Raw genomic sequence first — 15,371 nt, forward strand, 5'->3', positions numbered from 1 at the left:
GCTCTAAGACTTATGAAGCGATCAGGTGTACTTTTAGAACAATGATTACTTCTGAACTTGGAGCCAAATTGCGGATAAATTTTTACACATTATCTAAAAAACAGAAACAATTTTCTGCTCGGTAAGGATTACCCAAAATAAGTAATTTGATGCGTCTATAAGAGAAAACATATTTAAAATTGTTTATCTGTTTTAAATTAATATATAAGGTTGGGTGAGTGTTTATGAAATTAGACTTTAGAGATTTTTATTATTTAGATAGTGATTACGTAGATAATCTGTCAGGTCATATTTCTGGTTTTATCGAAAATGAATACTCAGAAGTTGAAAAAGAAGAAGAAACAAATAAAGGAAAAGGTAATGTAGGTTTTGGCGTTGCAGGAGTTGATTTAGGAAGGGACTCCAAAACAGGCAAAAAGACTTCTAGAAAAGGCGTCGTTAACAGTGAAATAAGATATAAAAAGCTATTTGATTCCTTAAAAGAACTTGGGCTAGAACAAATTGATTCCTTTGATGATTATTTGTGGAATATGATAGTTGAAGAAGGTGAGTTTATAGAAGTCAGAGGAAGTTTATATTTTACTCAAGTTTATGACTTAGAGCAACAGATTAATATTATCGGAGGATTTGGAAGTGATTTAGGATTCATCGATAAGAAAGAAGCAGACGAAGTAACAAATCAAATATCAAAAATTAAAGAGTTACAAGAAATCAACGGTATTCCCGTAAAAATTGAAACCTCGGATGCAAAGTATAAATTTATTGCATACTTAAACAGTAAATTTTTGGTCAAAGAGCAAAGTGATATTACTGGAAATGACTATAAAATACTATGCAAAATAGAAAAAAAAATCATCTCAGGTGAAGCGTACGAGCTTTTTGATATAAAGGAATTAGAAAGAAAAACGACTAACCGGGCTGAAAGAAGAAAGAAAGGTAATACTTTGCCAAAAGAATTTAAAGAAACTATTGTAGGACCCGCAGCTGTTGTATTGCCAATTGCTATATATAGATAATAATAACTGGTTTACCATGCTTATTTTTCCCCGTTGCTGATTCAATTAGCACGTCTTGGTTCTTGAAGTTATCTTAAAACAGAACTTATCCTTTTCAGATTAAGTGAGGGATTATACTGCAGATTGGCAAAAGGGAAAACTATTGGCGCCTAATTTGAATATAAGGGGCAGATTAATGTAAATGTAAACATATATGGAGGAATTATTAATGGCTATATAAAACAATTAATGATAAAGATGTTTCAGAAGCGCTCCATCAAGATCAATTAGAAACCGGATTAACTTTTGGGGATACTGCATCAGCAGTAGTGTATGCTATTGATACATCTGACCATATGTCTGATAGTGACATGATTGTTCGTCCAACTAGTCAACCAGTTTAAATATCTGCCCTTTTGCAAAATTAGATTGGTATAGATGTTTTGTAATGAAGAAAGTTATCAATGGGAAATAAAACAGCGTGACACTATTGGTGTCAAGTTGTTACATATTGTTTTTACATGGCGTTCACTTAAGTGATTTTTTGAGTCGTATTATAATTCAAGCGAATATGTAAAATGAGAGTTTTTAAATCATTATATTCCTCAATTTCATCCTTAGTCGTTCTTGAAATAACTTGTCCTTTATTTAAAATCAACAGTGTATTAGTCACTTTTTTCAGCTCGCTTAAAATATGACTTGAATTTCCTTCCACAAGAAGCATTTATGGTTTTGAGGCAATCTATTGAAAATGGCATAAGCGTCAAATAAAGTATCGGGGGAGTGAGAGATATTATGTAAAAGCAGTATCCCTTTTTTACTCTTGATTTAAAAATAACAAAGATTTGTAATTTTATTCTATTAATCAGAATTATCTATTGGTACAGGCAGTATTTCTCATATATACTTTAATACAAAGTATTTCTTGTAAAAAAGGATTTCCAGTCTTCATCATAGTTAGGTGGAACATAGGAATTTACGCGCTTATACGCTGAAAAACGTTAGAGGATCCACCGCCATGTAAAGGAGAGATTCAAAGAGCATCACATGTGGGGCCCATTTAATGGAAGGATATACATTACTTTAAGCATTTAAGAATTATTGGGGAATAAGAAGATGGAATTTCAAGGGTAATCTAATTTGTTAAGGGAGGAATATAATGTTAAAATAGAAAATGCTTTGGAAGTTGAAATTAATAATGCTGAAGAAATTCAAAGGCAAAGAATGGAATGGCGCAGAAAAAGTTGGACAATCCCTGATTTAAGAGGAGGAAAACATACTTGGTTTTCATTGGTTGTAAATCTTGTTAAGTTAGTTGAATCGGGGCAAGCTGAGTTAGATGTACATCCTCCTAATATACATGGAGTCTCCAACCCTCAGTCATGGCGAATATATGCCTCTTTTTTGAAAGGCTTAGGATTAGTAAACAATCAATCAGGAAGTCTGTATTTATCAGAAACTGGATTAAAATTTCATAAAAATCCTACAAAGATTCACCTTGCTGAACTTATTCAAGACAAACTTCGATTATTTGGTGAGGTACTTAAATTGTTATCTTCAAATCCTTCAACAGTTGCGAATGTAAATGAGATGGTTTGTAAAACTTATGGCTTAAATTGGAGAAACCTAGCAAATACTAGGAAAAGAATGGATTGGTTAGAAATTCTTGGTTTAATAGAAGATGTCGGTAGTAATAGATGGGCCATAACTACTTCTGGAAGAACTTTATTGGAGGATTGGTGTATTGTCACACCAAATGCTCTTGAAACTGTTGATTCTAATTCCAAGGATATAGAAATTAATGAAACGTCTAAAGAAATTGCTATACTTCTTCAAAATTTAAGAAATTCACCAGAAATGCATCGTAAACGTAAAACATATAATATTTGGGCCCCGAGTCCCAATAGAATTGACAATCTTCGAATCATTATTCAAGCAGGATTAGAGCGAATTAATAAAAGTGAATTTTTCCAGTTCATAGAGGAAAAATTTAGTCTTAAGACAAGTAGTGTGGAGTCAATGTTGCCATTTTTAAAAGCTTCTGGACTTTTAAAGGAAGTTCGTCGAAATGTATACTCTGCAACTTCTGCAGCAAAAGCATGGATTGAAACAGGCAATGATTTAGATTTCATCCGCATTCTACATGCACACATGCAATTTGTTGGTGAAATAATTTTAGCTGCAGAAAAAGATACAGTACGAAATGATATTTATTCACAAGCCACGTTGTATGGACTAAACAAAGAGAAGACGAGGTGGATTATTGGATTTCTATTAGAGGCAGGACTTTTAGATGAGCCTCAATATCTCCACTTAAAAGCAACACCTACTGGTCTTCGTTTCGTTTCCAATTTACCGCTAGCAAGAAAACCAATAGAAACGGAAGAATCGACTAAATTTCAGAAAGAAAATAATGAGAATATTTCATCAAGAAAAGAACTTAATCAGATTATTGAGCGATTAGCTAATTCTTCTCGAGACCCAATTGCTGAAGGGAAGCAACCAGGTGCTGCTTTTGAAGAATCAATTGCAGAAATTTTTTGTTTCATGGGGCTTAAGTCAGAAAGAATTGGAGGAGCTGGAGATACAGATGTTGTGGTACGATGGCAGGATGAAGACGGAAATAATATTACGGCGATTGTCGATGGAAAGTCAAAGTCGAGCGGAAAAGTGTCACACAGTGATATTAGCGATGTAGCAATTGAAACTCATAAAGATTTAAATGATGCTGACTATGTCGCAATTATAGGTCCGGGATTTAGTGGTGATACAATAAGAAGTCTCGCTCGTAAAAAGGACTATGTTTTAGTTACAAATAATCAACTATCCGAAATTGCGCTTGCTTCAGATACAATCGGATTAAGCCCACAAGAAGTCGGGCTCATATTTCAAGTTCCGAAAGGTCTTTCGAAACTTGATGAACTTATCATTACAAAACAAAGGAAATTTGAAATTATATCTATAATAATTTCACGGCTCAATCAGGAACAAGAGATACTTGGAGGACTTTCGGCACGCGACATATTTTTTATGTCTCGTACAACAAGTGTGGCTCCGTCATTGGAGGAGCTTCTTGAATTGGTTGAAACCCTTTCTAAACCAGAAATTGGTGCTATATATTCAACTAATCAAATTCATACACCTGAAAATACAACTTATGTGTTAGGTAATGCAAAGAAAACGGCCAATCGATTACGTGCTTTAGCTTCGACAATCGATGTTGCATTACGAGACTAAGGATATTTTCACTTATATTGTTAAAATTTTGGTAAAATTATAAAGTGGAAGATATCCCCTGTGTTGATTAATCTGATTTCATTATTAATAGTACTCATTTAGACAACAAGAGATTTGAATATAATCATTGTAATGTTTTCGCATACAGATGCATAGTAGGTTTCGGCTGATAAAATATTTCTAAGTCGCTAAATATAAAGTGTAATCAATTATGAAAGAAAGGGAGGGATTGTCGTGTTAAGTTTTAACCCAACAAATGCAAGAAAAACCTTTACCAATTGATTAAACAAGTTAATGAGGATAATACACCGATTGAAATAACTAACACAAAAAATGATGATGGCGCTGTTCTTGTTAGTAAAAGAGATTGGGATGCCATACAGGAAACGCTTTATTTACAAAGCACTGGGGTTCTTGATCGAATGAAACACTTTGAAAATGAAGAGACAGAGGATTTGAGTGATATTGATTGGGTTCCGCTATCAAAATAAAAAGTTTTGCCCAAACTAAAGCGGGCAAATCTTCATAAAAATTTGATAAACTAAAAGAGTCTAATTAATCAATGCTGTTCACCCTGTTTAATCTAATTAGACCAATGTAAATAAAGAAAGAAGGTTTTTCTATGCAGTCTATATTATTAATCGGACAATCAAATATGGCAGGCAGAGGATTTATTGAGGATGTACCGCCGATTTATAATGAGCATATTAATATGTTACGAAACGGCAGATGGAAAATGATGGCAGAACCGCTTCATTTTGATCGCAACATATCTGGAATCGGACCGGCAACCTCTTTTGCTCAGGCTTGGATGGAGGGTCATCCGAGGGAGTCCATTGGGTTAATACCATGCGCTGAAGGAGTAAGCTCTATTGATGAGTGGACAATTGACGGCCTGTTAACCAGACATGCGATTTCTGAAGCAAAATTTGCTATGGAAACCAGTGAAATAGTGGGAATTCTGTGGCATCAAGGTGAAAATGACAGTCATGGAGAACGTTATAAGTCGTATGAAGATAAGTTGCTTTCACTATTCAAACACTTGAGAGAAGAATTGAATACACCAGATATATCAATTATTATTGGTGAACTGGGACATTACCTTGGTGAGACCAGATTTGGAAAAAGTGCAGTAGAATATAAACAAATAAACCAGATATTATATAAAGTTGCTCATACCGAAAAAATTGCTATTTTGTAACATCAAAAGGGTTAACAGCAAATGGCATTCATATTGATGCTATCTCCCAAAGAAAATTTGAATTAAGATACTATGAAGCTTTTTCAAAACAAAAGCATGTTTTAGACGTTTTGGACATAGAGCATAAATGGATTGAAAGGGAAGAAAAACGTCAACTAACTAAAAATGAACGTATATTTGTTCAAAGTATGAAGTTTGCCTTAGGACAATTGAGTTTTGAGGAGTTATCTATGCATGTTTCCAATATTAATGAAAGCAAGTAAAGCAATATTAATCCCAATTAAGGAGTAGAGATTAATTGGTTCTCTACGAAAATCCTGCCAAAAGGAAAAGCAAATTGTCTAAAAGTAGTTATAGCAAGGGTTATGGATAGTCCGACTACAATTAAGTGGTAATAAGACTACAACTTGATTTGAAAAGAAAACATCTGTTAAAAACGTAGATGAACTTTCCCCCATTTATATACAGGCAAACACCTAAAGAATATCAAGGTAAATAGAAGTATGTGAATAACGATAAATTCAATGGGAGGGCAACTTTTGTACTTGAATATACATAGATAAATAAAAGGTAGTTATTTTCCTCTATAATTATTTAGTTCCTATCCTTCTATAATGCTAATTCACATGTTTTTCAATTTTATTAGGTTCTATACAAGAGGGTTAAAAATGATACAATCATATTTGTGTAAATAAATGAAAAAATATAGGGGGAAATGTTTTGGAATTGAACGAGATTAGAAATGAATCATCAATTAAAGCGAAAAATGGGATAGGATTTTTATTAGCAGCTATTGTTATTTGGTCGATTATTACCATCATCTTTTTACTACCCGTTGATATACAGCAAAAAAACATATATATGCTGATTTCCACAGGAATCATGTTTCCTTTATCTATTGGGATGTCTACGATGATTAAAGCAGACTGGCAGTTGAAAAATAATCCAATTGGCAATCTGGGTTTAATTTTTAACTTTGCTCAACTTATCTATTTTCCTATCCTATTTTTTGGAATGATAACTAACCCAGAGGATGCGATTATATTTTTTGCCATTATAACTGGTGCACACTTTTTTCCATATGGTTGGTTATATAATGCGAAACCTTTTTATATTATGGCACCAGTTATTGCCGTTGTTATTATGATGTTAGGACTCTATTTAGATGGAAAAGATTTATGGGCCGTATCACTTTCGGTTGTTATCCTTTTCTTACTGTTGATTTTTCTACTAATCATAGATTACAAAAAGAAATGAGAAGTTCAATCTTCCGTTAATTACATATTTTGTTTTTTAAGTCGTAAAAGTTGGGTACAATTTGTAGCTGTAATTAAAGTTTAAATGAATAGTAGTTCTTTGGAACATCTAAAAGAGGAGGCGATCTAATTGAGAAAGAAAGTTTTTTCTTGGAAAAGCTATATTTTCTTGATTTCAAGTATAGTAGTCACATTATCTATGTTTTTGCTTGATCCAATCTCACAAGTAGCAAATAAAACGGTTTATGATATGGTGGCTAGTTTCATACTTGTAGGGCTACCTGTATCTCTCATTATGGCGGTAGTAGCGTTTAGTTCGAAAAAGGAGAGAAAATTAATTCCTGTTATAGCTCTACTTTTAACTATATTTAATGTCGCTGTTATTGGTTTCTTTGCATGGTTTGGTGCAAATTTTGCATAGATAAGCAAGTTGCTCGCGTCCCTTAGCAATTCAGTTACTTCCGATGTTTAAATAATAAGTGCAAGGGAAAATAATTGGTAATCATGAAAGGAGAGATTGATCATGAATATCAAAAAAGGCTTATTAGTAGCTGCAACTGCTTTCGGTCTCACGGTAATCGGAGCCGGTTTATCGCCCGCTTCTGCTGCTGGTCCGGATGCCGATATTCCGGAGACATCGGTCTCTGGTATCCATTCTTCGATTACGAACCAAGAGGCAGCTGAAACTTTAAATAACATATACGATAAGGCTTATATCGGCGAAATGCCAGGCAATGTTCACGACCTTAACATTAATGAGGACGACAAAGAGGATGTTTATCATAGACTGGGCAGTCCGCAACAAGAAGACGGTCAATTTGATTTATACGGATGGAATATGGGAAACCCTGGATATGGATTTGCTTATAACGAAGATAATAGCATAGCTGAAATACGCTACTTTGGAACAGGTGTTGAAAGACAAACAAACCTTGGAGGAATCACGCCTGCCGTATTAGATGAACAACTTGGTAGCGCCGATGAGATTCTTCATGTTCCTCAAACCAATGAAACAGACTATGTTTATAACACGGATAACTATGAGCTTCACTTTATTGTTGGCAGTGATGATACAGTTGATCATGTGAATTTAAAAGAAGCGAAATAGCTGCTTATGTAGTAGGGTAGGGTTGTCTCAAATTTGAGGCAGCCCTACTTTTTTGTATTGTGCGAACGGGTACTAATCGAATAGTGCGTATTTCTGAAACGAAGAATGTTGAACAATTTCAATCATAATGGCTGTACTATGATAAAATTTTATTAAACAAACGAAGACCAGGATGCTAATGAAATGAACAAGAAATCAAAACTATTATCATAATAAATTTAATAATTATCTCTTTTCTTAATAATAAGCTTTAACTCTATATTTGATTGCCTTTTACTATTTTCTATGGTATTGTTTGTAAAGATTTTGTAAAGGTTTTATGGTGAGGAAAATCATTATTGGAAAAAGGACTTGTTTTATCCTTTAGGAGTCACCAATTATTCTTATTTGTAAGCGTTTATAACAGTCGAATGATGAAAGCTCTTCCGGTATGAATAAAGCGTTTTCTGTCGAATCAAATGAAATCGATGAATGGGATGTTCTGAAGGAGAATCTGAAGAAGATAGTGCATCAGGTTCTTTGGGTACATACAATGTATACGAAAATGGGGAATACGAACTAGCCCATGGCTACATAAGTATATTCTTTTGGTTTTTTATGCGAAATTTGTCAGGATATGCTGTCTACAAATCTATTATTATAGTAAATAAAGTAGGGATAACATGCATAAACGGTTAAATAAAAGGGGGAAAATAGCGGTAATTATTCTATTAGCTATGTCATTCTTTTTCGTGTATATGGCGATTGGTGGAGGTAAAAAAAGTGTACCTGTAGAAAATAGTATTTCTGCGCAGACCACTCCCTTGGAAGAATTACCCTATAATAAGTTAGTGGCAGGATCCGGTGATGCCATCAAAGATCAATCTACAATTGAAAATGAATGGGAAGAAAAAGAAGAGGCTAGAAAAAAAGATTTTGCCAAACAAAATGAAGCAGATCAACAGGAGAAAGCAATTTATTTAACATTTGACGATGGACCGACGGATGTTTCAAATCAATTGTTGGACACCTTAAATGATTATCAAATGAAAGCCACTTTTTTCATGCTTGGTCCAAAAATGGAAGAAAACCCAGAAGTGGTAAAACGCATGGAAGATGAGAATTTTGGTCTTGCATTACATGGAATTACACATGAAGTAAGTCAAATTTATAGTGGTCCATCTGCCCCTGTAGAGGAAATGCTTGAGACGCAGGAAATATTGAAGGAGATAACGGGAGTTACTTCGGATATTATCCGACTTCCATACGGTAGTGTACCATATTTAACAGTAAAAATGCGTTATTTGTTGGATCAAGAGGGTTTCAATATTTGGGATTGGAACGTAGATAGTCAAGATTGGGAGTTAGAAGAAGGACAGTACGTTCAACAAACGATTCAGGAGATTGATCAAATGGAAAAAGCAGGTGAAACACCTGTAATCCTTCTACATGACAAAGAGGAGACTATAGATCACTTACCTGAATTATTGGAGTATATTAAAGGGGAAGGTTACCAAACAAACGTATTGACCAATGATATGTCACCAATTACATTTCCATGTGAAGGTCGCTGTTATTCCATTAAGTAAAATAATAGTTTGGTATTTTATTGGCCATAAGAACTAATAATGGACGAAGATCACTTTTTTCGTTTTCAACATCCGTCGAATCATGCATTTTTTATAAACGCAGAAAATAGGCTAACATTAACTATTTTTTCTTCCTAATTTACATACATTCATCCTATTACGAATCAAGGGAGGATTAACATGTCTAAAAATAATACACAAACACGTACAGTGAAGCGTAAAAAGTGCAAATTTAAAAAAAGAGCCTATATTATTTTCCCTATATTAGTAGCCTTACTTGCTGCAGTTGGCTATGGAACTTATTTATACATTAAAGCAGACACCGTTTTATCCGATTCCTATGAAGAAGATGAAAGAGAAAAGTCCGATCTGCGGGAAAGTGCAGTTGACCCGACAGAAGATAATGTTTCTGTTCTCATTATGGGAGTGGATTCAAGTGATGTTCGGGAAAATGCAGAAAGTGCACGCACGGATGCGCTTATGGTCGCCACATTAAACAAAAAGGATAATAGTGTAAAATTAGTAAGCATTCCGCGTGATACATATGTATACATTTCAGAAGTTGGCTATGAAACCAAAATCGCCCATGCGCACGCACATGGTGGAACATCCGCAACCATTGACACGGTTGAAAATCTATTAGATATTCCAATCGATTACTATACGAAATTGAATTTTGAAGCATTTGTCGATGTTGTTGATGCGATTGACGGTATAAATACGGAAGTGCCCTATGAATTACAGGAACAAAATTCAAAAGATGAAGCAGGAGCCATTCATCTTCTCCCCGGAGATCAGGAATTAGACGGGGAAGAAGCTCTTGCCTTGGCACGTACTAGAAAACAGGACAATGATATTGAACGTGGAAAAAGACAACAAGACATCATTAAGGCTGTCGTTGACAAAGCCATATCCTTGGATTCTGTGCTGAAATACGATGATGTGATTGAGGCTGTTGGAAGTAACATGACAACGAATATGACATTTCCGGAGATGCGAAGCTTTATATCTTATGGAACAAGTGGAACAAATCTGGACTTTGAAACAATAACGCTGGAAGGTAGCGACTATCAGCCTGGAAATGCCTATTACTGGCTACTGGACGATTATGCACTTAGTGAGACACAATCAGAGTTAAAACGTCACCTGGATATTGCAGATACAAATACTGTTTCCGAATCGGATGAAATATCCACAACATCAGGTGAACCTGGAAATGAATCGGAATAAATCGATGTTAAAATGGGAAATGTAAAAAACTTGTGGGTGTCTTAAAAGAATAGGTATAAGTGAATTCGTTAGCTATCTACCCGTTAGCTAACGGTTTTTTTCAGGATAGATAAACGTTCTGTCATGATGTATTTAACGCAGAAGTGGTGGATGAGGATCTTCCAGATGATAGAAGGATATATACAGAGAAAGATTAACTTACATAGCTGGAATGATTAAAGGCTATCTAGACGAACAAGAATAAGTAGTGCAATTTGAACACTACTTGTTCAATCAATGATTACGATTGTTGACCAAAAATGAGATATATTGGTGAGGTGCTACATCTTTAAAGTTAAATTAGAATCTGACCTTAATTTAGCTGTTGAAAATAAGAGTTGAGTACGATAAAAATAACTAGTACAATTTAGATTAGCCTCCGTTAAAACGCAAAACAGCAAGTAGTATGTTTATAATTGAGTAAGCGTTGCACACCTTTGTTTTTAAAAAATCTTTTCCTAATTCATTTAGGGAAAGTTTTTTTGGGTGGGTATTTCGTTTTTCCTGGAATATTCACTTTATTGAATGAGGTATATCTTTTAGGACATTATACTGTTTTTAGAGGAAGAAATAGAATAACAGTTCAAATTTAACTTCACACAACCAAATGGGAGGAATATATGATGAAAAACTATGTATTTTTAGTTGCTGGTACATTTTTCTTTGCTACCTCCGTAGCAGTCTTTGCGATGCCTAATTCTTTAGCAGAAGGAGGCGTGCCCGGATTAGCTCTACTTATTTACCATGAAACAGATATATCGCCTGCTATGACTACGTTTATTTTGAATGCAGCTATTCTTCTAATCGGCTTTCGTTATTTACCAGTAGACATGATTATCAAATCGTTTGTGACGATCCCACTATTTTCATTATTTATTTACATCCTCGAAGACTTGGCTACAGGAATATCAGATCCCCTTTTGGCAGCAATCTTTACAGGCGTGTTTACAGGTGTCGGTTTTGGACTTATTTTCCGTTCGGGAAGCACGACTGGAGGAACATCGACGATTGCTCGCATGTTAAACTATAAATTTGGCTGGGAATTGACAGGGACCAATTTTGTTTTGGATGCGTCTGCTGTTGTTGCTGGTATTTTTATAATTGGTCCGGTATATACGATGTACACCGTACTCGCTTTATTTATCGGAAAAAGGGTAACGGATTATATATTAGAAGGTTTTGAAGCAAAAAGAGTTGTGCACATTTTTTCCAGTAAAACAAAAGAAGTGGAAAATGTACTGCAAACCAGTTTGGGTACGCATACGACTGTATTAAAAGCAGAGAAAAATGCAGATGGCGTCGAGGAAAACCTTATTTATGTCGCCATCCCGAAACAACGGTTATTCTATTTGAAAAAGCTGATCAGCAGTATTGACGAAAATGCATTCACGGTTGTGCACACCGTAAAAGATGTGACCGGCGGCAGTTTTGCAGAAGCTCATCACCCAGGGCAGAAAACATTCAGAAGCAAGATACTGGAACGTCGCTATTATAAGAAGCAGGCAGATGAAGAAAGTTTTACCTCCCCTGATAATACATCTGTTAACGAAAAAGAATAGCTATATGAAAAAATCTTTTCTGTATTTCAAGAAAAAGGCTTTTTTATGTAGAGATGTTAATCTTTTTCTCTAAAAAATTACCAGTAAATAGGATAAGGAACAATAATCCCAATCAAAAGGAAAATTTATTGGCTATCAGCATAATTGGAATTGTCATTTCTGCATTTATCTCAAAATTGAGGCAATCCTACTTTTTTGTATTGCCGAACGGGCGCTAATCGAATAGCGCGTATTTCTGAAACGAAGAATGTTGAACAATTTTAATCATAATGGTTGTAATATTAAAAATCAACGTAGCAGTCATTATATTGCTAATGTGCCACGTTGATTGTTTTGATGATTTAACTTTAATTATAAAGGCCCTGTGTAGTTGTCAAATAGACCAAGCTTGTCTACCATCATACCAGACCATGATGCGGGTGTATCATTATGCAGCTGTTGAGCTTGAACATCATTTGATTCAGCGAGAACTCCAAAACTACTGAATGCGACAACCAAAGCACCTATCATCACAATATTTCTAATCTTTTTCACAAAAAACACCTCCTAAAAAATAAGATAGGCCAAATTATAACAAAACTACCTATTTTTAGTAAACCGATATTTGTGAATTGTCATCTATGCGTTTTGGAGAGGTAACGATACAGTTATTTTCATCCGTAACGCCTCGGTTGGTTCAACTACCATTTAGTCGGGGGTGAAAAGGAAAACCCCCCCGCTGGCTGGCTTCTCTATCACTAGCTTCCTTACAGCTATGGTTAGCCTTTAACTGGAGAAGCTTCGCGCTCCCACTTACGGTAAATATTGCGTTGACAATTCCGGTCTTAATGGTTAGTCAGACGCCATATGGCTTTTACTATCCATGGGCTCAACCATCCATGATGATGTCTCCGGATTATGAAGCGTTCCAACCTCCATCTGAACAATTGCTCCTTATATTTAGTGTATTACTTATCTTTTTTACAACGCTGGGGTTGTTTCACTTTAGAAGAAAAGAATTCGATTGAGTTTTTAAAATTTGTAAATGCCCTCATAGAATGAAAAGAAACGAGTCGGATAGGTAGACTCGTTTCTTTTTTGACTACCTAGGAAATTATAAAATTATTTGCTTGTGGATAATTTGATTTCCAAAAGTAGCCACATCCGGCTCCAGCGCCCAGCAACTAGCAAACTTCACACTTCTCCATTACGATAAGTCAACATCGGCTCGTACCTCGCCGTGTTTCCTTTTCGCTTTCCAAGCATAAGATTCACTTTGGCTTTCACCACTACTGGTGATAAGTCAAGTTCATCTAATTTCACTGCGAAGTGTTCCAGTTTGTACGTTGCTAACCGGGCGCCCTGCGCCTTTGTTCCTACAATGATCCCTTAATCAAATATTTAATGTCACATGTAAGAAATAGTTAAGATTGATGTTAGTGATGAGAAAGATTTCCTGTTTATGATTGAATTATACTGAATCAAAGGAGTGAAGACACATGGAATATGTACTCAAAACACACAACCTAACGAAAGAGTATAAACACAATACAGCAGTTAAGGACGTTAATATAAATATCCGTAAAGGAGAAATCTATGGTTTTTTGGGTAAAAATGGGGCTGGAAAAACAACGGCAATCCGTATGATAATGGGGCTTATCAAACCATCATCAGGAAGTATAGAAATGTTTGAAAAAAATATGAAAGGTGATTACCAACGTCCTTTTGAAAGAATTGGATCAATTATTGAGACACCCGGTGCATATCCCAATTTAACCGGGGAGGAAAATTTGGACATACACCGTCGATATATGGGTGTTCAGGAAAAGTCCTCCGTCGATGAAGCGCTTGAACTTGTTGGATTATTAGAGGTGAAGAAGCGGAAAGTCAAAAATTATTCGCTAGGTATGAAACAAAGGTTAGGGCTCGCTCGTGCTTTATTGCATCATCCATCTTTACTAATTTTGGACGAGCCTACAAATGGGCTTGATCCCAGAGGAATTAAGGAAATTCGACAGCTCATTCTGGATTTGGCGGAAACTCGCCAGATTACCGTCCTGATTTCAAGTCATATATTAAGTGAAATTGAGCATCTAGCTACAACCGTCGGTATTATTCATCAAGGAAAACTCCTTAAAGAGCTTTCCTTAGAAGAAATTAATCAAAAGAATCGGCATTATATTGAAATAGACGTAAGTGATGCCCAAAAAGCTTCTATGCTTCTTGAACAAAAATTATATATTGAACAATATCAGGTCATGGATCAAGATATTATCCGCATTTATGAACGAACCAATGAATCTGAAATGATTAGCCAGGTACTTATTGAAAATCAGGTCGGGATTAAAAAAATAAATGTTTCTACAGATACGCTTGAGGATTACTTTATTCATTTAACCGAGGGTGATGCAGAATGATAAACTTCGTTTCTGAATTACGAAAATTAAAAAGATCAAGCATGCTTTTTCTAATTCCTTTAGCTTCTATAGTGCCTGTTATCTTATCCTTTGTGCCGGCTTATTTAAATTATCGTGCAACAGGAGATATGTTTGATACAAACCAATTATTTCAAGGAAATATAATTTTTTTAAATTTATTAATTGGTATCCCGCTTTTTGCATTAATAACAGGTGAAATTGTTGTGAGAGAATACCAACTAAAAACCATTAATTATCTATTTACTTCGCCTGGACGACGGATACAGTTCTTAATAAATAAGTTAATGGTTATTTTCGTATACATTGTTTTGACATTTGTTTTCTCTATGTGTTTGACGTTAATTGTTGTCGGACTTGCGGCACAGGCCGATATTGGTAGTTCGTTATCCAGTGATTTGATACTTTCTTATCTGCAACTTTATGGGTTATCGATATGGATGCAATTCTTACTTGTGCCCATAACAATGATGGTCAGTATCGCAACCAAAAATATTATAGCGCCCATTATATTAGCTATATTTGGCGTTATTATTGCTGGTACAGGGCTGGGATCGCAATGGGCCACTTTTTTTCCTTGGGCTGTGCCGTCACGAATTGTTTTTGCATTGACTGATTACGGTAATTATGGTGGTGTGAACGTTGCTTTTTCTATGACGATATTAGTTGTCGTCTTCCTGTTGGCACTATTATTAAGCATGGTTCTTTATGAGAAAGCCGATGTTGATGATGGATAACAATAAAGGTACTGAAAACAATGATAT

General features: G+C 35.1%; 12 protein-coding genes and 2 pseudogenes. 12 read left to right on the forward strand and 2 right to left on the reverse strand.

Annotated features, from left to right (window positions below; translation table 11 throughout):
* Positions 1-224 precede the first annotated feature (224 nt).
* The 10 genes and pseudogenes from KFZ56_RS05480 (at position 225) to KFZ56_RS05525 (ending at position 12,193) form a co-directional block, all read left to right on the forward strand.
* Complete coding sequence (locus tag KFZ56_RS05480; RefSeq protein WP_222640785.1) at positions 225-1,016, forward strand: DUF6414 family protein; 792 nt, start codon at positions 225-227, stop codon at positions 1,014-1,016.
* A 1,119-nt stretch (positions 1,017-2,135) separates the two neighbouring features.
* Positions 2,136-4,232, forward strand: coding sequence for a hypothetical protein (locus KFZ56_RS05485; protein WP_222640786.1), 2,097 nt, complete (start codon positions 2,136-2,138; stop codon positions 4,230-4,232).
* 272 nt (positions 4,233-4,504) lie between these two features.
* Positions 4,505-4,723: pseudogene (locus KFZ56_RS05490) on the forward strand (type II toxin-antitoxin system Phd/YefM family antitoxin); the annotation flags it as partial.
* Between the two features lie 131 nt (positions 4,724-4,854).
* Positions 4,855-5,696, forward strand: a pseudogene (locus tag KFZ56_RS05495) (sialate O-acetylesterase).
* A 457-nt stretch (positions 5,697-6,153) separates the two neighbouring features.
* Positions 6,154-6,690: a DUF7010 family protein gene (locus tag KFZ56_RS05500; RefSeq protein ID WP_222640789.1), complete on the forward strand. Its 537-nt coding sequence runs from the start codon at positions 6,154-6,156 to the stop codon at positions 6,688-6,690.
* A gap of 129 nt (positions 6,691-6,819) precedes the next feature.
* Positions 6,820-7,110, forward strand: coding sequence for a hypothetical protein (locus KFZ56_RS05505; RefSeq protein WP_222640790.1), 291 nt, complete (start codon positions 6,820-6,822; stop codon positions 7,108-7,110).
* A 102-nt stretch (positions 7,111-7,212) separates the two neighbouring features.
* A complete protein-coding gene (locus KFZ56_RS05510) occupies positions 7,213-7,797 on the forward strand; it encodes a YjgB family protein (protein ID WP_222640792.1) in 585 nt (194 codons plus the stop codon).
* Between the two features lie 662 nt (positions 7,798-8,459).
* Positions 8,460-9,365 carry a polysaccharide deacetylase family protein gene (locus KFZ56_RS05515; protein WP_222640793.1) on the forward strand — a complete coding sequence of 302 codons (906 nt, stop codon included), beginning with the start codon at positions 8,460-8,462 and terminating at the stop codon, positions 9,363-9,365.
* Between the two features lie 180 nt (positions 9,366-9,545).
* Positions 9,546-10,595 (forward strand): LCP family protein, encoded by a 1,050-nt coding sequence (locus KFZ56_RS05520; protein ID WP_222640795.1) that lies wholly within the window; start codon positions 9,546-9,548, stop codon positions 10,593-10,595.
* Positions 10,596-11,257: 662 nt separating this feature from the next.
* Entirely contained in the window at positions 11,258-12,193 is a 936-nt protein-coding gene (locus KFZ56_RS05525; RefSeq protein ID WP_222640796.1) for a YitT family protein, read from the forward strand.
* 351 nt (positions 12,194-12,544) lie between these two features.
* Here KFZ56_RS05525 and KFZ56_RS05530 read toward each other — a convergent pair whose 3' ends face one another.
* Together KFZ56_RS05530 and KFZ56_RS19485 are read right to left on the reverse strand one after the other, a co-directional pair.
* Entirely contained in the window at positions 12,545-12,727 is a 183-nt protein-coding gene (locus KFZ56_RS05530) for a hypothetical protein (protein WP_222640798.1), read from the reverse strand.
* A gap of 639 nt (positions 12,728-13,366) precedes the next feature.
* Positions 13,367-13,495, reverse strand: coding sequence for a hypothetical protein (locus KFZ56_RS19485; RefSeq protein ID WP_255584854.1), 129 nt, complete (start codon positions 13,493-13,495; stop codon positions 13,367-13,369).
* Between the two features lie 176 nt (positions 13,496-13,671).
* Here KFZ56_RS19485 and KFZ56_RS05535 point away from each other — a divergent pair, with 176 nt between their 5' ends.
* Positions 13,672-14,589 carry an ABC transporter ATP-binding protein gene (locus KFZ56_RS05535; protein ID WP_222640799.1) on the forward strand — a complete coding sequence of 306 codons (918 nt, stop codon included), beginning with the start codon at positions 13,672-13,674 and terminating at the stop codon, positions 14,587-14,589.
* Positions 14,586-15,344, forward strand: coding sequence for a DUF2705 family protein (locus KFZ56_RS05540; RefSeq protein WP_222640800.1), 759 nt, complete (start codon positions 14,586-14,588; stop codon positions 15,342-15,344). Before KFZ56_RS05535 ends, KFZ56_RS05540 begins: the two co-directional genes overlap by 4 nt.
* Positions 15,345-15,371 lie beyond the last annotated feature (27 nt).

The sequence above is a fragment of the Virgibacillus sp. NKC19-3 genome (assembly GCF_019837165.1).
Lineage (GTDB): Bacteria > Bacillota > Bacilli > Bacillales > Amphibacillaceae > Virgibacillus_L > Virgibacillus_L saliphilus.